The sequence below is a fragment of the Pseudomonas sp. LBUM1652 genome (genome assembly GCF_059716105.1).
In genome coordinates, this window is record NZ_CP166804.1 from 2,737,159 (window position 1) to 2,758,024 (window position 20,866).

The 20,866-nt window shown below is 55.9% G+C and carries 18 protein-coding genes and 1 pseudogene; 13 read left to right on the forward strand and 6 right to left on the reverse strand.

The genetic code is table 11. From position 1 onward, the window contains the following. Window positions 1-88 precede the first annotated feature (88 nt). On the forward strand, window positions 89-334 hold the full coding sequence (locus tag ACA069_RS12535; protein WP_305442903.1) for a hypothetical protein: 246 nt from the start codon (window positions 89-91) through the stop codon (window positions 332-334). 268 nt (window positions 335-602) lie between these two features. Then, complete coding sequence (locus ACA069_RS12540; protein WP_401134593.1) at window positions 603-857, forward strand: DUF7660 family protein; 255 nt, start codon at window positions 603-605, stop codon at window positions 855-857. Window positions 858-984: 127 nt separating this feature from the next. Here the strand turns inward: ACA069_RS12540 and ACA069_RS12545 are convergent. Beyond that, window positions 985-1,782, reverse strand: a pseudogene (locus tag ACA069_RS12545) (LLM class flavin-dependent oxidoreductase); the annotation flags it as partial. A gap of 518 nt (window positions 1,783-2,300) precedes the next feature. Here ACA069_RS12545 and ACA069_RS12550 point away from each other — a divergent pair. From ACA069_RS12550 to ACA069_RS12565, 4 genes are all read left to right on the forward strand, one after another. Continuing rightward, complete coding sequence (locus tag ACA069_RS12550) at window positions 2,301-6,116, forward strand: DUF637 domain-containing protein (RefSeq protein WP_497618231.1); 3,816 nt, start codon at window positions 2,301-2,303, stop codon at window positions 6,114-6,116. Then, a complete protein-coding gene (locus tag ACA069_RS12555; RefSeq protein WP_401272170.1) occupies window positions 6,113-6,646 on the forward strand; it encodes a hypothetical protein in 534 nt (177 codons plus the stop codon). Before ACA069_RS12550 ends, ACA069_RS12555 begins: the two co-directional genes overlap by 4 nt. A 512-nt stretch (window positions 6,647-7,158) precedes the next feature. Continuing rightward, window positions 7,159-7,569, forward strand: coding sequence for a hypothetical protein (locus tag ACA069_RS12560; RefSeq protein ID WP_497617777.1), 411 nt, complete (start codon window positions 7,159-7,161; stop codon window positions 7,567-7,569). 183 nt (window positions 7,570-7,752) lie between these two features. Then, window positions 7,753-8,088, forward strand: a complete 336-nt coding sequence (locus tag ACA069_RS12565; RefSeq protein WP_401272172.1) for a hypothetical protein — start codon at window positions 7,753-7,755, stop codon at window positions 8,086-8,088. Window positions 8,089-8,370: 282 nt separating this feature from the next. On the opposite strand, the gene ACA069_RS12570 is transcribed toward ACA069_RS12565, so the two are convergent. Together ACA069_RS12570 and ACA069_RS12575 are read right to left on the reverse strand one after the other, a co-directional pair. Beyond that, on the reverse strand, window positions 8,371-9,414 hold the full coding sequence (locus tag ACA069_RS12570; protein WP_489880920.1) for an LLM class flavin-dependent oxidoreductase: 1,044 nt from the start codon (window positions 9,412-9,414) through the stop codon (window positions 8,371-8,373). A 68-nt stretch (window positions 9,415-9,482) separates the two neighbouring features. Continuing rightward, window positions 9,483-9,968 (reverse strand): flavin reductase family protein, encoded by a 486-nt coding sequence (locus tag ACA069_RS12575; protein ID WP_187681005.1) that lies wholly within the window; start codon window positions 9,966-9,968, stop codon window positions 9,483-9,485. Between the two features lie 324 nt (window positions 9,969-10,292). On the opposite strand from ACA069_RS12575, the gene ACA069_RS12580 reads away from it, so the two are divergent. Both ACA069_RS12580 and ACA069_RS12585 read left to right on the forward strand, forming a co-directional pair. Next, window positions 10,293-11,699: a purine-cytosine permease family protein gene (locus tag ACA069_RS12580; protein WP_497617779.1), complete on the forward strand. Its 1,407-nt coding sequence runs from the start codon at window positions 10,293-10,295 to the stop codon at window positions 11,697-11,699. A gap of 252 nt (window positions 11,700-11,951) precedes the next feature. Further along, the gene (locus tag ACA069_RS12585; protein ID WP_187681007.1) at window positions 11,952-13,052 is read left to right on the forward strand and encodes a polyamine ABC transporter substrate-binding protein; all 1,101 of its coding nucleotides are present in this window, start codon (window positions 11,952-11,954) and stop codon (window positions 13,050-13,052) included. 112 nt (window positions 13,053-13,164) lie between these two features. Here ACA069_RS12585 and ACA069_RS12590 read toward each other — a convergent pair whose 3' ends face one another. After that, complete coding sequence (locus tag ACA069_RS12590) at window positions 13,165-13,470, reverse strand: DUF2388 domain-containing protein (protein ID WP_497617781.1); 306 nt, start codon at window positions 13,468-13,470, stop codon at window positions 13,165-13,167. A 188-nt stretch (window positions 13,471-13,658) separates the two neighbouring features. On the opposite strand from ACA069_RS12590, the gene dnaQ reads away from it, so the two are divergent. From dnaQ to ACA069_RS12605, 3 genes are all read left to right on the forward strand, one after another. Next, a complete protein-coding gene (gene dnaQ / locus ACA069_RS12595; protein WP_401265319.1) occupies window positions 13,659-14,417 on the forward strand; it encodes a DNA polymerase III subunit epsilon in 759 nt (252 codons plus the stop codon). A gap of 126 nt (window positions 14,418-14,543) precedes the next feature. Further along, window positions 14,544-16,799 (forward strand): Orn/Lys/Arg family decarboxylase, encoded by a 2,256-nt coding sequence (locus ACA069_RS12600; RefSeq protein ID WP_497617782.1) that lies wholly within the window; start codon window positions 14,544-14,546, stop codon window positions 16,797-16,799. Window positions 16,800-16,813: 14 nt separating this feature from the next. Then, on the forward strand, window positions 16,814-17,428 hold the full coding sequence (locus ACA069_RS12605) for a GNAT family N-acetyltransferase (RefSeq protein WP_187681011.1): 615 nt from the start codon (window positions 16,814-16,816) through the stop codon (window positions 17,426-17,428). On the opposite strand, the gene ACA069_RS12610 is transcribed toward ACA069_RS12605, so the two are convergent. Both ACA069_RS12610 and ACA069_RS12615 read right to left on the reverse strand, forming a co-directional pair. Beyond that, window positions 17,394-18,287 carry a LysR substrate-binding domain-containing protein gene (locus ACA069_RS12610; protein ID WP_401265314.1) on the reverse strand — a complete coding sequence of 298 codons (894 nt, stop codon included), beginning with the start codon at window positions 18,285-18,287 and terminating at the stop codon, window positions 17,394-17,396. The genes ACA069_RS12605 and ACA069_RS12610 overlap by 35 nt on opposite strands. Before the next feature lie 83 nt (window positions 18,288-18,370). Next, complete coding sequence (locus ACA069_RS12615) at window positions 18,371-18,631, reverse strand: hypothetical protein (protein WP_401265312.1); 261 nt, start codon at window positions 18,629-18,631, stop codon at window positions 18,371-18,373. Between the two features lie 182 nt (window positions 18,632-18,813). Here ACA069_RS12615 and ACA069_RS12620 point away from each other — a divergent pair, with 182 nt between their 5' ends. Both ACA069_RS12620 and ACA069_RS12625 read left to right on the forward strand, forming a co-directional pair. Further along, entirely contained in the window at window positions 18,814-19,371 is a 558-nt protein-coding gene (locus tag ACA069_RS12620; protein ID WP_187681014.1) for an NADPH-dependent FMN reductase, read from the forward strand. A 144-nt stretch (window positions 19,372-19,515) separates the two neighbouring features. After that, on the forward strand, window positions 19,516-20,799 hold the full coding sequence (locus ACA069_RS12625; RefSeq protein ID WP_187678753.1) for an arsenic transporter: 1,284 nt from the start codon (window positions 19,516-19,518) through the stop codon (window positions 20,797-20,799). Window positions 20,800-20,866 lie beyond the last annotated feature (67 nt).

Sequence of the window (20,866 nt, forward strand, 5' to 3'; positions counted from 1 at the left end):
TCCTACGCTGACTTCGCAGGTTGAAAATAAACCTGTCCCCTTCCCCTGTTGCTGAACGGGTATATCAAATCCATAAAGGAAACTGTAAGTGGAATCCGTGGAGCTTGAGCAAGTAGTTCATTGTTTTTTTAATTACGCGAATGAGCAAGGGAAACCCTATAAGGTGTTTCCCTTAGGGACTGAAATAGAGGAGTTTGGTGCTCCCTATATTGAGATCTCTGACTCGGGCAAATTTGCCCTTGTTGCGAGAGATCGCGGTGTAGAGCAGCTTCGGAAGGAAACCACGTCGCCGGAAATTCTGGCGAGGTGGATTTTTGAACTATTCAATCACTAAGTTTAGTGGGCTGTGAGCGTTTGTTGCCGTAATTGAAATAGAGATGAGAAATCGGACAGACCCTGAGGGATTCCCACAAATCTACTCTAATCTCTGCACTTGATGATGCACCTCATCACGCAGAGCTGAGCCTCGGCAGCTGGCGTTGCGGTTAAAATCGTTCCGGCTACGGCGGCGGAGATACGCAAGGAAGCCAAAAAGAAAAAAATGACCACACTTAACAAAGGTGTGATCATCTGTGTTCGTGACATTTGTAAGTAGGATACGTATGGATCTCGATGATCAAGTTGAAGAAATTGAAACCAAAGAGGACTTCGCGAATTTCCTTCATGCGTTTCGTGAAACTCTGTTGCGACAACCGGATGAGTGGGAAAATTCGACACTTGAAAGGTTTTTAGACGCGATGGAGGCTTGGGTCAATTCAATGGAAGGTTATGCTCTTAACTCTGGCGACGCTGACGTTCTGCGGCCAAGCTGGAAAACCTTTGCCAAGATCCTATCAGCGGCTAGCGTTTATGAGTGAAGCCAAGAGAGCGACAATGCTTTCGTTCAGATAGCAACTGGTCGACGTGTCGCCAGGAGCCATGGTGAAAAATAAAAACGCCCGAAGAGATTCGGGCGTTTTCATGAGTGAGACGTTAGAAGAGATCTCAACGAAACGCCGGCACCACATCCCTGATAAACAACTCCAGCGATTTCTTCTTCTCTTCATGCGGCAGACTGTTATCACACCAGAAACTGAACTCATCCACCCCCAGTTCCTGGTAGTACTTGATCCGCGGAATAATCTCTTCCGGCGTACCAATCATCGCCGTCTTGTGCAGGCTTTCCAGCTCAAACTCCGGACGCCCGGCAAACTTCTCTTCCGGGCTCGGGGCGAGGAAGCCATTGACCGGCGTCTCCTTGTTGCCGAACCACGCATCGAAGGTGCGATAGAAGCGTGAGATCGCTTTCGCGCCAACTTTCCAGCCGTCCGGATTATCAGCGGTGTGAACGTGGGTATGGCGCAGCACCATCAATTGCGGGCGCGGTACGTCGGGGTTGTTGTCCAGCGCTGTCTGGAATTTGTTCTTCAGGTCGAGGACTTCTTCGTCGCCCTTCATCAGCGGCGTGACCATGACGTTGCAGCCGTTGGCCACGGCGAAGTTGTGTGAGTCCGGGTCGCGGGCGGCGATCCACATCGGCGGGTTGGGCTTCTGGATTGGCTTCGGCACGCTGGTGGAGGTGGGGAATTTCCAGATGTCGCCGTCGTGGGCGTAGTCGCCTTGCCACAGGGCGCGGACTACCGGGACCATTTCCCGCAGGGCCTGGCCACCGCTTGATGCTGGCATGCCGCCGGCCATGCGATCGAATTCAACTTGATAAGCGCCGCGTGCCAGACCGACTTCCATGCGGCCGTTGCTGATCACGTCGAGCAACGCGCATTCACCGGCGACGCGCAGCGGGTGCCCAGAAATCGGCGCTGAATGCCCAGGACCACCTTGTCGGCGCGACCACCGGCAGGCCGCGAAGTCTGTCCATCGCTACCCCTGCGCTCGTCTCCGATAGCACCCGCGCCGTGGATACATTCCACCGTACCCCGAGCATGGTTCAGGCAGTCGCCAGTTCGGTCGATGTCAAAGTGCCGGAAAGTTCTGCAGGCACGGGCAAGCCCAACCGCGGCAACGACATGAAAGAGTCGATCGACACCCGTCCGGTCACTCGTGTCACTGGCCTGCCAGACACCACGGCGCCCTCGAACCCACACAAATACCTGATCGAAACCAACCCGGTGCTCACCGACCTCAAGTCGTTCATGAGCTCGGACTACCTGCTGGAAAACCTCGGCTACAACCCCGACCAGAGCGCCAAACGTTTGGGCGATGGCCTCTACGAACAGCGCCTGATCCAGCAAGCCGTGACCGCTCGCACCGGCCAGGCCTTCCTCGACGGCCAAACCTCTAACGAGGGCATGTTCAAGTTCTTGATGAACAACGCCATCGCCAGCAAGGACGCGCTCAACCTTTCGGTCGGCGTCGGCGTCGGCCTCAGCGCGCAGCAAGTGGCCGCGCTGACCCACGACATCGTCTGGCTCGAAGAGCACGAAGTGAATGGCGAAAAGGTGCTGGTGCCGGTGGTCTATCTGGCCCAGGCCAACGGCCGTCTCGGCCCGACCGGGGCGTTGATTGCCGGTAACGACGTGACGCTGATTGCTGGTGAAAACCTCGATAACGTCGGCACGTTGAAAGCGACCAATAACCTGTCGGCGACGGCGGGCAAGGATCTGGTCAATAGCGGTTCGATCGAAGCGGGTAATCGTCTGGATCTGTTGGCGACCAACAACATCGTCAACAAGGCGGGCGGCATCATCGCCGGACGCGATGTGACGCTGACCACGCGTACTGGCGATGTGATCAACGAACGAACCATCACCTCGTCCGACAACAGCTCCCGATATGCCACGTTGCATCATGACTATGCCGACAACGCAGCACGGATCGAAGCCACCAATGACCTGACCGTTAAAGCAGGTCAAGACATCAACATTGTCGGCGGCGCCATGCAAAGCGGCCGAGACATGACATTGAATACCGGTCGCGACGTCAACGTCTCGTCCGTACAAGTCAGCAACAGCGTGTACCAAGACGCCAAGCACAACCGCAGCGATGTCACTCAGTTGGGGGCCGATATCGATGCCGGACGTGATTTCAAGGCTGACGCCAAACGTGACATCAACGTCATCGCCAGTGACATCGATGCCAAACGCGATGTTGCGATGTCTGCGACGGAGAATCTGACCATCAGCTCGGCGGCTGACGAAGAGCACTCGCTGTCCAAGAGCAAAAAAGTGACTCGTCAGGAAGATCATGTCAGTCAGATCATGTCCGGTATCACGGCAGGTGGCGACGTGTCGCTGGCCGCGGGGCAAAACCTAGCCGTGGTTTCCAGTCGCGTCACCGCTGGCGATGAAGCCTATCTGGTGGCAGGCGACCGTCTCGATATCCTGGCTGCGCAGGATACCGACTACTCGCTTTATGACATGAAGAAGAAGGGTAGCTTCGGCAAAAAGAAAACCAAGCATGATGAAGTCACTGATGTGAAAAACATCAGCAGCGAAATCACCTCTGGCGGCAGCATGCTGCTCGCCAGTGGCGGCGATCAGCATTACCAGGCAGCCAAACTCGATAGCGGAAACGATCTGGTTATCAGCAGTGGTGGGGCCGTCACGTTCGAGGGCGTGAAGGACCTGCATCAAGAGAGCCACACAAAAAGTAATACCAGCCTGTCCTGGAACTCGATGTCGGGTAAAGGCAAAACCGATGAGACCTTGCGACAAACCCAGTTGCTGGCCAAAGGGCAATTGGTGATCAATGCGGTTGATGGCCTGAACATCGATATCAAACAGATCAACCAGAAATCGATCAGCCAGACCATTGATGTAATGGTGCAGGCAGATCCACAACTGGCGTGGCTGAAAGAAGCCGAGAAGCGCGGTGATGTGGACTGGAAACTGATCAAGGAAACCCACGAGTCGTTCAAGTACAGCAGTTCGAGCCTTGGTCAGGGCGCGATGTTGGTGATCATTATTATCGTCACCGTTCTAACGGCCGGAGCCGCAAGTGCGGCGGTGGGAAGCGTCGCCGGTGCGACGGCGGGATCAGGGACTGCCATGGCGGCAGCGGGTACGGCATCCGCGTCGGCAGTGGCTGGCGGGGCTGCGGTCGGCTCAACAGTCGCCGCGGGGTTGGGGAACGTGATGGCCTCTGCCGTATTGACGTCCATGGCCAGTACTGCGGCCGTCAGCACGATCAATAACAAAGGTAATCTGGGAGCCGTCGCCAATGACACATTTAGTAAGGACAGTCTGAAAAATTCGGCGATTGCGGGTGTCACGGCCGGCTTCACAAAGGGTGTGATCGACCCGCAACTCGGCGGCCACACGGTACCGTTTAACAACCTTACAAAAGGATTTGACTTAAATACCCTCCAAGGCATCGGTGGTTTCGCCGTCCATGCGGGAGCGCAGGGACTCGCAGGGGGAGCCATAAAAACCGTAATTGGCGGAGGCAGTTACAGCGAGAACCTGAAGGAAGGGCTCGTTTCCCAAGCCGGCAATGTCGCAGCCGCTACAGCGTTCAACTTTGTCGGGGGTTTCGCTCAGGATCACTGGCAAGCAGCAAAGAATGCAGGTGATACAACCGGCATGGCTATTTGGGCCGAGGGGGGCGTTGCTCGCACTGCGATGCATGCGTTGATGGGGGGAGCGATTTCGAGTGCCACTGGTGGAGATTTCAAAACTGGCGCAATCGCTGCTGGTGCCAGCCAGGCAATGGCTAGCGTTCTCAACTCCACCTTCGATACCCAACCTGAATTACGCCAGGCATTTTCCCAAATCGTCGGTTTGACCGCCGCTGGGTTGGCGGGCGGAGATGTCAACAAAGCATCGTGGGTTGCCTTAATGGCCGACGAATACAACCGCCAGCTTCATCAAAAAGAAACCTTGGCACTGGAGAAGCTGCAAAAAGAGAACCCTGATAAAGCCTATGAATTTAAAGCAGCGGCTTGTGCCTTGGTTCATTGCAGTGACTCGGTACCCCCCGATGATCCGAATTACAAATTCATCAAAGCATTGGAGGCGGACGGGAAAGGTTTCAAGGATGCACAAAGTACGCTTTTCGCTACCGGGGCCTTCGACGAGTATTCTAAGTGGGACCAGGTCAACGACGACTTGTTGCGCAACGACAAGGACCTCCGGCAGTCGGCAAATGCCAGTCGAGCGGTACTGGGCGCCATAGGGGCTGCCGCAGGGTTTGGAGGCGCCATAGCGTCAAGCCCGGCTTGTGTCACCGCTGTTGGATGCGCGATTCCGGCGTTGTCCGGGCTGGGAGGTGCAGCATCGTTCGCTGATGGGTGGCAGGCCACGGGGCAGTTGTTTGCGCCCTATGACTACACCCAGGGAAGCAAAGTACTCGACTCTTTTAGCAGCGCGACCTACCCCGGTGACGTGAACCCGCTTCGCGACTACGGAACGGAAGCCGCTAAGACGGCAATGGAAATTGCACTGCTGAAGGGCTCCGGAAAATACCTGGAAGGAAGTGGGGAGCTGCTGTTGACTTCAGGTGGCAAGAAGGGAGGGAGTCTCCCTGGCAGCACCTCGGAAGTCGATAAAGTTGAATTCAATGCTACTCGCGATGCAGAGGGTTTTGGGTTGTCTGCCCAGCGTGACTTTGTCCCGGGGAAAGAGCATCGTGCGGAAAATATCAACGCTGGACAGGTAACGGATCGTGATGGTCTTCCGCGTGTTGATGGTGAGAAGGTAGCGAATGATCGCCTCTTGAGTCAGCAGGACGACGGAATTGATCTTCCATTCTGGGGAACACAGCGTCCGGCTTGGATGGAGGGGACAATGGTGACGGATAGGGTAGTGGATCAGCCGCGCATAATGACGATGACTATAAACAAACTACAATATGATCGGATGCAGGAGGCGGTCGCTCAAGGCAAGAATCCGTCCTCCCTTCTTGGAGGTTGGGCCACGGAAACTCCTATAAAATCTGTGGCAGACGTTCGAAATAAACTTGCAGTTTCTGAAGAGTTCAAACAGGGTCCATTATTCCAAGTCGAATTTACGGTGAAACCAGGTGTCGGAATTCGGGAAGGAACTGTTGGTGATATGTGGGATGCGAAGAACGAAGCTCGCTTGCCTGGTGGTGGACATCAAGTGAACTTTATGGATAAGTCCCCCCGAACTAATCCAGAGTTGTATGAGGTTAACTTGGGGTCGGTGAGGTCGTTGCAGTGAGTCAGTTGATTAGTGAAATTAGAACAAAATGGGAATTCGATGATGGACTGCTTTTCGAGGAGTTTGTCAGCTGGGACGGGACATGTACCAGTTTCGAAGATACTAAAAATATAATGCTGTATGCGCAAAAGCACGCCGTCGTACGTTTTGAGCGATATTTGGCCTTTGAAAACGGCGTTGAACTACGTATTCCGGTCAGTGAGATGCCTTATATTCTTGCTGATAGAACAGGGGTTTTGGTCGTTTTCAATGAGGTGCCATCAAAATTTGGCATGTCTGAATTTCCTTGGTTTTTTAACTGTCCAAATAATGCTGCGATTTATAACTCTGATGGTTCCTTACGCTTCCAATTAAAAAGCGCACATGGTGTGGGAAGCTATATTGGTGCTGTGCACTATACGTCAACGCCCGCAAACCCAAATGTGTTAGGTGTTTTGGTTGGAACCGTAGGGCATGACCCAGAGTGGCTTTATTTGGTTGATCCAGATAGTCCGGAATTAATTTCTACAGGGGAGTGGATTCGCTATTAGTCTTAAATTAAAGAGAGATAAATGGGTCAGACCCTGAGGGATCCCCGAATGGAACCTGTTTTCCCAATAAGGTAAATGATACAAAGCCTTTGAGGGAAGTGCTCATCAGTCGGTTCTGGATAGCTTAGGATTGAAGTGATGGATTTTTATAAAGGGGGGGTAAATGAGGGATAAATGGGGGCAGATTCGGAAACTATAAGCATCATAAAGGAATGCCCTTTGGATGTAAGCGGAAAATGGTCGGGAAGAGCGGGTATGAAGCTCGCTCGGCTCTTCGTAAAAGGCGAGTATCCTGATAAAACCCAGTGGGCTTATTGAGAATGAATAGAAAGAAAATGGGATAAATGGGTACAGGCCCTGGGGGACTTCCCGCACAAATGGAGTTTGATCCCGGTTTTGTAGCGTCTCTGCTGATTGAGCGGAATAAGATGATTGATGATTTTAAGCCGGCCACATAAGTCTGATTTAAGGTTAAGTGGAGTGGGTGGGGATGGGGGCGGGGCATCATAATTATGTCGTTATCAGCGATGATCATTTCATCAGAAAAGTTGAGCGTAGAAGATTTTAAAGAAGTCATCCTGGCACAGGGTGGGTTCGTGAGTTCCGGTATGCCTTTTCGGGGCAGCGTTGATGAAGGTGATTCAAGCATATGGTTGGCCTGGCACTCAAAAGATTTACTAGACAAGTTTTATGATGCCGAAGATCAGCAAGAGTGGCAGGATGCCTTGGGGGGTACTCCGCAGATAATGATTGAGGTTGACCTGGATCATACTGAACATGCGAAATTAATGTACTTGGAGGTTTTTTTGAGTTTTGCGAAAGCTTGGTCCTGTATTTTATATGACGTGGATGATGCTGTGCTTTCCCGTGATTCGGTTTATGAAAAATACAAGTGTCTTGTGGACGGGGTAAGAGACGTGTAGTAATAGAGATGGCACGACGTTGAAGTTGCGATACTCAAATAATAGGATTGATGGTTTATGAGTGTTCGTGGATTCCATTGAGTTTGCTGGGCGTTTGTAGGGCAGTAGCAGTGGGATTTATTGGTGGCGGTTGTGCGGTGTTGAGGGCTGATTGTGCCGGTTACTATAAGTTATAATGAGATCATGCAGCGGATGTTTTACTACTATCCTGTTTACTGTCGGAATAAAATCAGGCGGAATAAAAAGACGGGATTTTCTTGGGTTGAAGGGGAACTTGAAGTCGGCTATGCGTTAAATGAGATGGAAGAAAGTTTTGTTAATCCAGTAGAAAATCTTATGCTCCAAACTGCAGGGCTTGTGCTCTCGGCAGGAAGGGAGCCCGAGGTTGCTTTCGATATTGCTTCTGCGGATATAAAGAAGATTATTGATGCGCATGGATTGGAGTTTCTTATGTCGCAGTTGTCTGATCAAGATGCCCGTCAGGTCAAGTCGGACTTGCAGCTGTTGGACATTATTTAACGATTTCTGAAGTCAGGTAGACTGATCGCCGGGGCGGGTGGTCCGTATACTCACTATGCCAATAGCTTGATCATATTGAGAAAAATTGGCCAAGACCTTTACGAGATCATTGATCTTGAAATGTTCTACCGAAGCTTTGGTTGGTGTGCTGTTTTACGAAATGGACAATACGCACCTCCCGGCACCTCCCGGCAACTTCTGGGACGAAGAGCCGACTCAAAACTAAAACGCCCCGAACACTGTCGGGGCGTTTTTATGTGCCGTGTTCAATCAGTAAGGCATTTAGCGAAACGCCGGCACCACATCCCTGATAAACAACTCCAGCGACTTCTTCTTCTCCTCATGCGGCAAGCTGTTATCGCACCAGAAACTGAACTCATCCACGCCCAGTTCCTGGTAGTACTTGATCCGCGGAATGATCTCTTCCGGCGTACCAATCATCGCCGTCTTGTGCAGGCTTTCCAGCTCAAACTCCGGACGCCCGGCAAACTTCTCTTCCGGGCTCGGGGCGAGGAAGCCATTGACCGGCGTCTCCTTGTTGCCGAACCACGCATCGAAGGTGCGATAGAAGCGTGAGATCGCTTTCGCGCCAACTTTCCAGCCGTCCGGGTTATCAGTGGTGTGAACGTGGGTATGGCGCAGCACCATCAATTGCGGGCGCGGTACGTCGGGGTTGTTGTCCAACGCGGTCTGGAATTTGTTCTTCAGGTCGAGGACTTCTTCGTCGCCTTTCATCAGCGGTGTGACCATGACGTTGCAACCGTTGGCCACGGCGAAGTTGTGCGAGTCCGGGTCGCGGGCGGCGATCCACATGGGTGGGTTGGGCTTCTGGATTGGTTTCGGCACGCTGGTGGAGGTGGGGAATTTCCAGATGTCGCCGTCGTGGGCGTAGTCGCCTTGCCACAGGGCGCGGACTACCGGGACCATTTCCCGCAGGGCCTGGCCACCGCTTGATGCTGGCATGCCGCCGGCCATGCGATCGAATTCAACTTGATAAGCGCCGCGTGCCAGACCGACTTCCATGCGGCCGTTGCTGATCACGTCGAGCAAGGCGCATTCACCGGCGACCCGCAGCGGGTGCCAGAACGGCGCGATGATGGTGCCGGCGCCGAGGTGAATGGTGGTGGTTTTGGCCGCGAGGTAGGCGAGCAGTGGCATCGGGCTTGGCGAGATGGTGTATTCCATGGCGTGGTGTTCGCCGATCCACACGGTGCTGAAACCACCGGCCTCGGCCATCAGGGTCAGTTCGGTCAGATCTTCGAACAGTTGGCGGTGGCTGACGCTTTCGTCCCAGCGTTCCATGTGGATGAACAGGGAAAATTTCATGACGCTACCTCGGATCTTTTGTTATTGGCCGGTCGTGTGCGGACCTGACTGAGTGGTAATCGTAGGGATCAGGCGAAAGCGGGCAGGGCACCCATCTTGCCGTGGCAATACACCAGCGGCCCGGTGTGCTGCTCGGGGACGATCAGATTCTTCACCGCGCCGACCATGATGGCGTGGTCGCCGCCTTCGTATTCGCGCCACAACTCACACTCGATGATAGCCGTTGCGTTGGCCAGGATCGGGTTGCCCAGTTCGCTCAACGTCCACTCGATGCCTTGCGCCTTGTCCTTGCCTTTACGGGCGAAGGCGTAGGCTTCGTTTTGCTGGCCGCCGGACAGAAAGTGGATCGCAAAACGCTTGTTCTTGATCAGGACTGGGTAGGAGTCGGAGCTGTAGTTGGGGCAGAACAGCACCAGCGCCGGGTCCATCGACAACGAACTGAAGGCGCTGGCGGTCAGGCCGACAATCTGACCGTCATCATCCAGCGTGGTGATAACGGTTACGCCTGACGGGAACGAGCCCATGACTTGTTTGTAGATGGCGGCATCGATCATTGGACAGTCCTCGGGTGGTGTGACGCTGTTTTTATGTATTTGTTGGTCTGATGGTATACCACAAAATAATCTTTGCAAGAGCTTTTAAGCTGAACCGATAAAGGTGCTGCGTTCGTCGAAAACTGTGTATCTACGGGGCTTTCGGCTGTTCTAGAAGCCGCTGTTTCAGCGAGGATGGCGGATCAGATAGCGCCGCAAACTGCGGATCAGTCTTGTGAAATGCTTGGAATACCATAATATGGTTCGCATCTGAGGGGCGACCAGAGAGTCCTCCCGGTTTGGCTTCATACAACGATAAGAACAGACAAACTCGAGTTCATGCATATGTCCCAGATGTCCCGGCAAGATCCGTTGATCGAGAATCACACGGTCGACTACGTTCCACTCGCGGAACGCCACGGGAAGGCCCGCGACCTTTTCACCCTTTGGTTCAGCACCAACATTGCGCCACTGCCCATTGTCACCGGCGCCATGGTGGTTCAGGTGTTCCATCTCGATCTGCTCTGGGGGCTTTTGGCGATTGCGCTGGGGCATATGATCGGCGGCGTGGTGATTGCGCTGGCGTCGGCGCAAGGCCCACGCATGGGCATTCCGCAAATGGTCCAGAGTCGCGGCCAGTTCGGCCGTTATGGCGCGCTGTTGATCGTGTTCTTTGCGGCGATCATCTACATCGGGTTCTTCATTTCCAACATCGTGCTGGCGGGCAAATCCATTGTCGGCATTGCACCATCGGTGCCAGTACCGTTAAGCATTTTGATCGGTGCGCTGGCCGCCACCGCGATTGGCGTGATCGGCTACAACTTCATCCATACGTTGAACCGCATCGGTACCTGGGTGATGGGCAGCGCGTTGCTGGCCGGGTTCATTTACATCTTCGCCCATGACTTGCCGGCGGACTTCCTGACTCGCGGCAGCTTCAATCTCTCCGGCTGGCTGGCGACGGTATCGCTGGGGATCATCTGGCAGATCAGTTTCTCGCCGTACGTCTCCGACTATTCGCGTTACCTGCCAGCGGACATCGGCATCGCCAAGCCGTTTTGGGCTACGTATCTGGGCGCAACGCTGGGCACGATTCTGTCGTTCAGCTTCGGCGCGGTGGCGGTGCTGGCGACGCCTGAAGGCACTGAAGCGATGGTTGCGGTGAAGCAGTCCACCGGGTGGCTGGGGCCGATTCTGATGGTGCTGTTCCTGCTCAATATCATCAGCCACAACGCGCTCAATCTGTATGGTGCGGTGCTGTCAATCATTACGTCTATCCAGACCTTCGCCAGCCAATGGACACCGAGCATCAAGGTGCGCGTGGTGCTGTCGAGCGTGATCCTGGCGGGATGCTGCATGGTCGCACTCGGCGCGTCGGCGGATTTCATTTCCGAGTTCATCGGTCTGATTCTCGCGCTGTTGCTGGTGCTGGTGCCGTGGGCGTCGATCAATCTGATCGACTTCTACCTGATCAAGCGAGGCTGCTACGACATCACCTCGATCTTCCGCGCTGACGGTGGGATTTACGGGCGCTTTAACCTGCACGCGATCATTGCCTATTTCATCGGCATCCTCGTGCAGTTGCCGTTTGCCAACACTTCGCTGTACATCGGGCCTTACGCCAATCTGGTGGAGGGTGCGGACCTGTCGTGGCTGGTCGGCCTGGTGGTGACGGTTCCGCTGTATTACTGCCTCGCGACGCGTGGCCAGACTCAGCAGAGCAGGGCGGCGAGGTTGGGTTACACCGACTGATCTGCGTCTGCAGTACAAACAATGCCCGGCCAATCGCCGGGCATTATTGTTTCCGCATTCTGGCGGACATTCAAATTGGCCACATCGATCCCCTTTTGGCCAATCGCCCTCTGTAATCCGTCTACGCTGTCAGCAAGAATCAGGGCCATAACGAGACGCCAGACCTTTTTTGCCCTCGGCTACCTTTAAAGCCGCTGCCGTGTACAGAACATAAAAACCATCGAACTCACGTCGCATTCTGGGGAAACAACCATGGTCACGATGAAACGCATACTGGGTGCCACCGTGTGTGGGCTGACGCTGCTGGCCAGCGCCGTCCAGGCTGAGCAGCGCGAGTTGCGGGTGTACAACTGGGCGGATTACATCCTGCCGTCCGTGCCCAAGGATTTCGCCGCAAAAAACGGCATCAAAGTGACCTGGGACACCTTCGACACCAACGAATCCCTGGAAGCCAAATTGCTGACCGGTAACTCTGGCTACGATCTGGTGGTGCCGTCCAACCAGTTCCTCGATACGCAGATCAAGGCTGGTGTTTTCCAGAAACTCGACAAGTCCAAGCTACCGAACTGGAGCCACCAGGATCCGGAACTGTTGAAGCTGCTGGGCAAGAACGATCCGGGTAACCAGTACGGCGTGCCGTACATGGTCGGTACCGTGCTGATCGGCTTTAACCCGGCCAAGGTCAAGGCTGCGCTGGGCGAGAACGCGCCGGTGGACAGCTGGGATCTGGTGTTCAAACCCGAGAACATGGAAAAACTCAAATCCTGCGGCGTGGCGATGCTCGATTCGCCGACGGAGATCCTGCCGCTGGCCCTGCATTATCTCGGTCTCGACCCGAACAGCCAGAACCCCGCCGACTATGAAAAAGCCAAGGAGTTAATGCTCAAGGTTCGTCCATACGTGACCTATTTCAACTCGGCCAAATACATGACTGACATCGCCAACGGCGACATCTGCGTGGCCATCGGTTACTCGGGCAGCTTCTACCAGTTCGGCAACCGCGCCAAAGAGGCGGGCAACGGCGTGGTGGTCGACTGGCGCTTGCCGAAGGAGGGCGCTCCGATCTGGTTCGACACGTTCGCGATTCCGAAGAGCGCGAAGAACGTCGCTGAAGCCCACGAATTCCTCAACACCTTGCTCGATCCGAAGGTGATTGCGCCGATCAGTGATTTCCTCGGTTACCCGAACGCGAACAAGGATTCAATGGCGCTGATCAACAAAGAGATTACCGGCAACCCGAATCTGACGCCGACCCCTGAAGCGCTGAAAACCCTCTACGTGGTTCAGCCATTGCCGCAAAAACTTGAGCGCGTACGCACGCGGGTCTGGACCAGCATCAAGTCCGATAAGTAATACCGGCAACTCTTCTATCCGCATGCAGCCCAGAGCGCGACTCTCGCGCTCTGGGCTTCTCCCGCAGAGCCGCGTAGCGGGTTTGGCAGCGGATCACGACAATAACGCCGATTCACAGGATCAATATGGCTTGAGCCAACTGCTGATCGGTGTAATCCGAATCCTTGAGCACTTCGCGAATCCGCAAAAATGCCGCCTCCATTCGCGCCCCGCGAATCTCTCCGGCACTGGCCACAAACGCCGCCGCATCGTCCTTGGCCGCCAGCACAACCTTGTCGTCCTTGAACGATCCGCTCGTCCCTTTACTCGAGCTGAGCGTCAGGCTCAGGGTGATATCGGTGCTGATGACGAAACTGGTGGCATGTGCTTCGGCCGCCAGCAAACAGCCGCCAAGCAGTAAAAACTGTGCAGTCTTCATGACGCATTCAAATCCGTGGGAAACCAGCCGTGAACGCTATCAAGCCGATTCCCCGCAGACTTTATGAACTTTGCCAATGATTGTTAAAAACTGCATGAGTGCCGATCACCCGGCGGCGCGCGACGTGTGCCGCGAGCGTGTTAACATCCGCGTTTTTGCACGATAGACCCGTTGAGAGCTGAGCACTGATGGCCACCAGATCCGTTGTACTCGATACCGAAACCACCGGCATGCCGGTGACCGATGGTCACCGGATTATCGAAATCGGCTGTGTCGAACTGATCGGTCGGCGCCTGACGGGCCGGCACTTTCACGTTTACCTGCAACCGGATCGCGAGAGTGATGAAGGCGCCATCGGCGTCCACGGCATCACCAACGAATTCCTGGTGGGCAAGCCGCGCTTTGCCGAAGTCGCTGATGAATTCTTCGAGTTCATCAAGGGCGCGCAGCTGATCATCCATAACGCGGCGTTCGACGTTGGCTTCATCAACAACGAATTCGCCTTGATGGGCCAGCAGGATCGCGCCGACATCACGCAGCACTGCTCGATCCTCGATACCCTGATGATGGCCCGGGAACGTCACCCGGGGCAGCGCAACAGCCTCGATGCGTTGTGCAAACGTTATGGCGTCGACAACTCCGGCCGTGAACTGCACGGCGCTTTGCTCGACTCGGAGATTCTCGCCGACGTTTACCTGACCATGACCGGGGGCCAGACCAGCCTGTCGTTGGCCGGCAACGCTTCCGACGGTAATGGTACTGGGGAAGGCGCGGATAACTCCGCCACGGAAATCCGTCGCTTGCCGGCCGATCGCCAGCCAGCGCGGATCATTCGCGCGACGGAGGATGAACTGGCCGCTCACTTGGTGCGTCTGGAAATCATCGCCAAATCCGCTGGCGGTCCGGCGCTGTGGACGCAGATCGCAGAAGCCGATGCGCAGGCCTGAAGAGCAAAAGATCTTTTACTTTTGGCAGTACTGACAAGTGGCCACCCTCGCCACTTTCACTGCAACCCTCTACGCTGAGTGCATTGGCGGATTTGAATCCGCTGCTGCCTCAGGACACTGAGCCCCATGTACAAAGATTTGAAGTTTCCGGTGTTGATCGTCCATCGCGACATCAAGGCCGATACCGTCGCCGGTGATCGTATCCGTGGCATCGCCCGGGAGTTGGAGCAGGAAGGTTTCAGTATCGTTTCGGCCACCGACTACACCGAAGGGCGTCTGGTGGCTTCGACCCACCATGGCCTCGCGTGCATGCTGATCGCCGCCGAGGATGCCAGCACCAACTCGCATCTTTTGCAGAACATGGCCGAACTGATCGGCCTGGCGCGGGTGCGTGCGCCTGATCTGCCGATCTTTGCCCTGGGCGAACAGGTCACTCTGGAAAACGCCCCGGCCGATGCCATGGCCGAACTCAATCAATTGCGCGGGATCCTTTACCTGTTCGAAGACACCGTGCCGTTTCTGGCCCGGCAAGTCGCACGGGCGGCGCGAAAGTATCTGGACGGTTTGCTGCCTCCGTTTTTCAAGGCGCTGGTGCAACACACCGCCGATTCCAACTATTCCTGGCACACCCCCGGTCACGGCGGTGGCGTGGCGTATCACAAAAGCCCGGTGGGGCAGGCGTTTCATCAGTTCTTTGGCGAAAACACCCTGCGCTCGGACTTGTCGGTGTCGGTGCCGGAACTCGGTTCGCTGCTCGACCACACCGGCCCGCTCGCCGAAGCCGAGGCTCGGGCTGCGCGCAATTTTGGTGCTGATCACACCTTTTTCGTGATCAATGGCACCTCGACCGCCAACAAGATCGTCTGGCATTCCATGGTCGCTCGCGATGATCTGGTGCTGGTGGATCGCAACTGCCACAAGTCGGTGCTGCACGCGATCATCATGACCGGTGCGATTCCGTTGTACCTGTGCCCGGAGCGCAATGAACTGGGGATCATCGGTCCGATTCCGCTGAGCGAATTCAGCCGCGAATCGATCCAGGCCAAGATCGACGCGAGTCCTTTGACCAAGGGCCGCGCACCTAAAGTCAAACTGGCGGTGGTCACCAACTCGACCTACGACGGCCTCTGTTACAACGCCGAACTGATCAAGCAAAACCTCGGCAACAGCGTTGAAGTGCTACATTTCGACGAGGCTTGGTACGCCTATGCGGCGTTTCATGAATTCTTCGCCGGGCGCTATGGCATGGCCACCTCGCGCAGCGAAGACAGCCCGCTGGTATTTACCACCCATTCCACCCATAAGCTGCTCGCCGCGTTCAGTCAGGCGTCGATGATCCATGTGCAGGATGGCGGCGCGCGGCAACTGGACCGGGATCGGTTCAACGAAGCGTTCATGATGCACATCTCCACTTCGCCGCAATACAGCATCATCGCCTCGCTGGATGTGGCCTCGGCCATGATGGAAGGCCCGGCCGGGCGCTCGCTGTTGCAGGAAACCTTTGATGAAGCCCTGAGTTTCCGCCGTGCGCTGGCCAATTTGCGGCAGCACATTGCCGCTGATGACTGGTGGTTTTCGATCTGGCAGCCACCGGGCGTCGAAGGCATTGACCGTGTGCAAACGGAAGACTGGCTGCTGCAACCGGATGCCGAATGGCACGGGTTTGGTGAAGTCAGCGACGATTACGTTTTGCTCGACCCAATCAAGGTCACGCTGGTGATGCCAGGTCTGAACGCCGGTGGCGCGTTGAGCGAGAAGGGCATACCGGCAGCGGTGGTCAGCAAGTTCCTTTGGGAGCGCGGGCTGGTGGTAGAGAAGACTGGGCTGTATTCATTTCTGGTGCTGTTCTCCATGGGCATCACCAAAGGCAAATGGAGCACGCTGCTCACCGAGTTGCTGGAGTTCAAGCGCAGTTACGACGCCAACGTCAGTCTGGCGACGTGCCTGCCATGTGTCGCGCAAGAAGACACGGCGCGCTATCGCGGCATGGGCCTGCGAGACTTATGCGATCAACTGCACGCCTGCTATCGCAGCAACGCGACGGCCAAACATCTCAAACGCATGTACACGGTACTACCGGAGATCGCCATGAAACCGGCTCACGCCTACGATCATTTGGTGCGTGGGGAGGTCGAGGCTGTGCCGATTGATATGCTGGAAGGAAGGATTGCTGCCGTGATGCTGGTGCCGTATCCCCCAGGGATCCCCCTGATCATGCCCGGCGAGCGCTTTACCGAATCGACGCGCTCGATCATCGATTACCTGAAATTTGCCCGCACGTTCGATAGCAGCTTTCCCGGTTTTGTCGCGGATGTGCATGGACTGCAACATGAAGATGAAGGCAATGGACGGCAGTACACCGTCGATTGCGTCAAGGAATGAGGACTTATCCCAGTATGCAACCGGTCATGAATCCGAAATATCCAGGTCTGTCGGTGCGGGTTGCCGATGAAGGCTTTGCGCCTTATATCTGGGGCAGCGACTTCAGTTTCGAGGTCGCCGCCTATGGCGCCGCGGTCATCGGCAAGCCCGTTGAACAGTGGCTGGTAACGCCGATCGTGCCTTACCGCAAGTGCTACGGCATTGATCCCGAGGAGTTCAGCAGTTTTCATAATGCCGCCGACAGCGCGATTTTCATGGCCTACCTCGATGACGAACCGGTCGGCCATCTGGTGATCAGCACCAACTGGAACGGCTTTGCCCATATCGATGAGCTGGCGGTGCACGCACCGGCCCGCCGTCATGGCGTCGCCAAGGCGTTGCTCGATGTGGCGCAGTTCTGGAGCCGCAAGAAGAAGTTGCCCGGCATCATGCTGGAAACCCAGAACAACAACCTCGGGGCTTGTCGGTTGTATGAGCGTTGTGGCTACGTGATCGGCGGTGTCGACCAGTTGCGTTATCGCGGCATTGATCCGAATACCGCTGAAGTGGCGCTGTTCTGGTATCGATTGTTCGATAACCCGCTGGAAAACCCGCTCAGCTCGACAGCATCGCCTCGGCTTGTTCCGTGAGGATGGCCAGTAACGTCTGAATCGCCGAAGACGGCGCTGCGTGCTTGAAGGTCAAGGCATAGAGGCTGATCGGCACGGCGGGGGACAGCGGACAGACATCCAGCCCGGCAGCGCGGGCGCCTAACGCGGTAAACGGATCGACAATGGCCAGCCCTTCACCGGCCTCGACCATGCTGCGCATCATCTGGTGGGTTTGTACCCGGGTCTGGATGCTTGGGGCGGGGCGCAGTGCCTGGAGTTTGTTTTCCAGCGCCGGGCTCAGCGGGTCCTGACCTTCGAGGCCGACCATCGCTTGCCCGGCCAGATCCTGCAGGGAGATGTATTTCTGCTTCGGTTGCAGCCAGCCGTGGGGTGCCAGCAGTTGCAGTTTGCCCTGTGCCAGCGGCTGGCAATCAATGTCGGGGTGCTCAGGATCATGCAGACTCAGGCCCAGGTCACTCTCGCGCAGCAACAGGCTGCGGACGATGTCGCGGGTCGGTGCGCTGAGCAGGTTGCAAGGTGCATCGGGCAAGCGCCGGCGCAGGGCGGCCAGGCTTTGCGGCAATAACTGCTGGGTGAGTGGCGGAGTGCCGATGATGCATACAGGCGGGGCGAGGTATTGCTTGAGGCTACTGGCCAATCGTTGCACCGGCTCCAGTGCTTCGTAAACGTGCGCGATTTCAACCTGCAACGCCCGGGCTTCTGGCGTCGATTGCAGGCGTCCGCGAACGCTGGCGAACAGCATGAACCCCAACTGACTCTCGGCTTCGCGCAAGCGCTCTTCGACTTCGGTAACCGGCAATTGCAGCCATTCGGCGGCGGTGCCCAGGTGACCGGTCTGCAAGAGCGCCTGAATCACTTCGATATGACGTAAACGCATGCGTGAAGTCCATGTTCAGCAGGTGGGGGCAGGCTGAATCCTACCCCAAGTCTGCGCATATGACTTCTGCTCATAACACAGGGTTATGAGGCGACGGTGGTTTCCGTCAGGCTGCCGACGTAGGTGTCGGGCTCGCGAACGATCGTGACGCCCGATTGAACCAGCAAAAACTCGTTGTCACTGACCTTGTTGACACGATCGCCAATGGCCAGTTTGTAAGTGGTAACAGGCTCCATGCCAGCGAGACCGTCTACCGACGGGTTGGATTCCTGGAATTCATGCACGGAATAAACGCGGCCTTCCGCATCTCTTGCATGGAACTGACCGACGAGTACTGCTGCCATCTGCTTAGAACCTCTGGAGATAAAACGCTTGATTTGCGGCTTGGTAGACCTTCATCAAGGCCTGTAAGTTTTCCTACAGGAAAAAAATAATCAGCATGCGGGAATTTCCCTCGTTTGCTGGTGGAACCGGCACCGGATCATCTATAACTTGTGGCTCCTCCCACGGACATCGAGAGTCTTCCATGAGCAATGTCTACAACGTCGCCGTAGTGGTCGGCAGCCTGCGTAAAGCTTCGATCAATCGCAAAGTCGCTCTGGCGCTGGCGGAACTGGCCCCGGCCAACCTCAAGCTTGAGATTGTCGAGATTGGTGATCTGCCACTCTATAACGAAGACATTGACGGCGATTCTCCGCCGGCAGCCTACAGCACTTTCCGGCAAAAAGTGGGTTCATCCGACGCGGTGCTGTTTGTGACGCCGGAATACAACCGTTCGGTGCCCGCACCCTTGAAGAATGCCATCGATGTTGGTTCGCGGCCTTACGGCAAGAGCGTCTGGAGCGGCAAGCCGGGTGCGGTGATCAGCGTATCGCCGGGCGCCATCGGCGGATTTGGCGCCAACCAGCATCTGCGCCAGTCCTTTGTGTTTCTCGATGTGCCGTGCATGCAGCAGCCTGAAGCGTATCTGGGTGGCGCGGGTTCGGCGTTCGATGAGGCGGGAAAGTTGAGTGAATCGGTGAAGCCGTTCCTGCAAAAATTCATAGATGCTTACGGACAATTCGTAGAACAACACAAAAAGTAATTCTTATATGGGACAAATGTAGGAGTGAGCCTGCTCGCGATAGCATGTCAATCAGTCGACTGACATACCGCTATCGCGAGCAGGCTCACTCCTACAGGTTTTGTGTTCACTTCATTACTGCATTTCAATTGAAGGTTTTCGCGGATGCTCGCTGCGTCACTTATTTTCCTGCTGACCATTACCCTCGTTATCTGGCAACCCAAAGGCCTCGGTGTCGGCTGGAGTGCGACGTTGGGCGCCGTGCTGGCGCTGATCTTCGGTGTGGTACACCTGAGCGACATCCCGCTTGTCTGGCAAATCATCTGGAACGCCACCGGCACCTTCGTCGCGCTGATCATCATCAGCCTGTTGCTCGACGAGGCGGGTTTTTTCGCTTGGGCCGCATTGCATGTGGCGCGGTGGGGACGAGGCAGTGGGCGCAAGTTGTTTGCCTTCATGGTGCTGCTTGGTGCGCTGGTTTCGGCACTGTTTGCCAATGACGGTGCAGCGCTGATCCTCACGCCTATCGTCATCTCGATGCTGCTGGCGCTGCGCTTCTCGCCGGCGGCGACGCTGGCTTTTGTCATGGGCGCAGGGTTTATTGCCGACACCGCGAGCCTGCCGCTGGTGGTGTCGAACCTGGTCAACATCGTCTCGGCGGACTTCTTTCACATCGGCTTCAATCGCTATGCTGCGGTGATGGTGCCGGTGAATTTCGTCAGCGTCGCCGCGACGCTGGGCATGTTGCTGTGGTTTTTCCGTCGCGACATTCCCAAGGCTTACGACCCCGAACAGCTCGAACATCCAGAAACCGCGATTCACGACAAAGCCACGTTTTATGCCGGTTGGGCGGTGTTGGCAATCTTGTTGGTGGGTTGCTTTGCCCTCGAGCCGCTGGGCATTCCGATCAGCGCGATTTCCGCCGTGTGCGCAGCATTGCTGCTGGGCATCGCCGCCCGTGGACACAAGATTTCCACGCGCAAAGTGATGAAAGAAGCGCCGTGGCAGATCGTGATTTTCTCGCTGGGCATGTATCTGGTGGTCTACGGTCTGCGCAATGCCGGTTTGACCGGCTATCTCGCCGGTTGGCTGGATATCTTCGCCGGTCATGGCGTGTGGGGCGCGGCCATGGGCACTGGCGTGCTGACGGCGCTGTTGTCGTCGATCATGAACAATTTGCCCACCGTGCTGATCGGCTTGCTGTCGATCGATGCCAGTCAGGCAAGCGGGGTGGTCAAGGAGGCGATGATCTACGCCAACGTGATCGGCAGCGATCTGGGGCCGAAGATCACGCCGATTGGCAGTCTGGCGACGTTGCTGTGGCTGCATGTGCTGGAGCGCAAGGGGATTCACATTGGCTGGGGGTATTACTTCAGGGTGGGGATTGTGCTGACGGTGCCGGTGTTATTGGTGACGTTGGCGGCTTTGGCTGTGCGGTTATCTTTTTAGAAGCAAGATCAAAAGATCGCAGCCTTCGGCAGTTCCTACAGGGTGCACGCATTCCAAATGTAGGCGC

Excerpts from the sequence above, each read along its gene's own strand:
- ACA069_RS12540 (WP_401134593.1), top strand. The coding sequence starts at position 603 with ATGGATCTCGATGATCAAGTTGAAGAAATTGAAACCAAAGAGGACTTC.
- ACA069_RS12550 (WP_497618231.1), top strand. The coding sequence starts at position 2,301 with ATGAACAACGCCATCGCCAGCAAGGACGCGCTCAACCTTTCGGTCGGC.
- ACA069_RS12560 (WP_497617777.1), top strand. The coding sequence starts at position 7,159 with ATGTCGTTATCAGCGATGATCATTTCATCAGAAAAGTTGAGCGTAGAA.
- ACA069_RS12565 (WP_401272172.1), top strand. The coding sequence starts at position 7,753 with ATGCAGCGGATGTTTTACTACTATCCTGTTTACTGTCGGAATAAAATC.
- ACA069_RS12570 (WP_489880920.1), bottom strand. The coding sequence starts at position 9,414 with ATGAAATTTTCCCTGTTCATCCACATGGAACGCTGGGACGAAAGCGTC.
- ACA069_RS12575 (WP_187681005.1), bottom strand. The coding sequence starts at position 9,968 with ATGATCGATGCCGCCATCTACAAACAAGTCATGGGCTCGTTCCCGTCA.
- ACA069_RS12580 (WP_497617779.1), top strand. The coding sequence starts at position 10,293 with ATGTCCCAGATGTCCCGGCAAGATCCGTTGATCGAGAATCACACGGTC.
- ACA069_RS12585 (WP_187681007.1), top strand. The coding sequence starts at position 11,952 with ATGGTCACGATGAAACGCATACTGGGTGCCACCGTGTGTGGGCTGACG.
- ACA069_RS12590 (WP_497617781.1), bottom strand. The coding sequence starts at position 13,470 with ATGAAGACTGCACAGTTTTTACTGCTTGGCGGCTGTTTGCTGGCGGCC.
- dnaQ (WP_401265319.1), top strand. The coding sequence starts at position 13,659 with ATGGCCACCAGATCCGTTGTACTCGATACCGAAACCACCGGCATGCCG.
- ACA069_RS12600 (WP_497617782.1), top strand. The coding sequence starts at position 14,544 with ATGTACAAAGATTTGAAGTTTCCGGTGTTGATCGTCCATCGCGACATC.
- ACA069_RS12605 (WP_187681011.1), top strand. The coding sequence starts at position 16,814 with ATGCAACCGGTCATGAATCCGAAATATCCAGGTCTGTCGGTGCGGGTT.
- ACA069_RS12610 (WP_401265314.1), bottom strand. The coding sequence starts at position 18,287 with ATGCGTTTACGTCATATCGAAGTGATTCAGGCGCTCTTGCAGACCGGT.
- ACA069_RS12615 (WP_401265312.1), bottom strand. The coding sequence starts at position 18,631 with ATGGCAGCAGTACTCGTCGGTCAGTTCCATGCAAGAGATGCGGAAGGC.
- ACA069_RS12620 (WP_187681014.1), top strand. The coding sequence starts at position 18,814 with ATGAGCAATGTCTACAACGTCGCCGTAGTGGTCGGCAGCCTGCGTAAA.
- ACA069_RS12625 (WP_187678753.1), top strand. The coding sequence starts at position 19,516 with ATGCTCGCTGCGTCACTTATTTTCCTGCTGACCATTACCCTCGTTATC.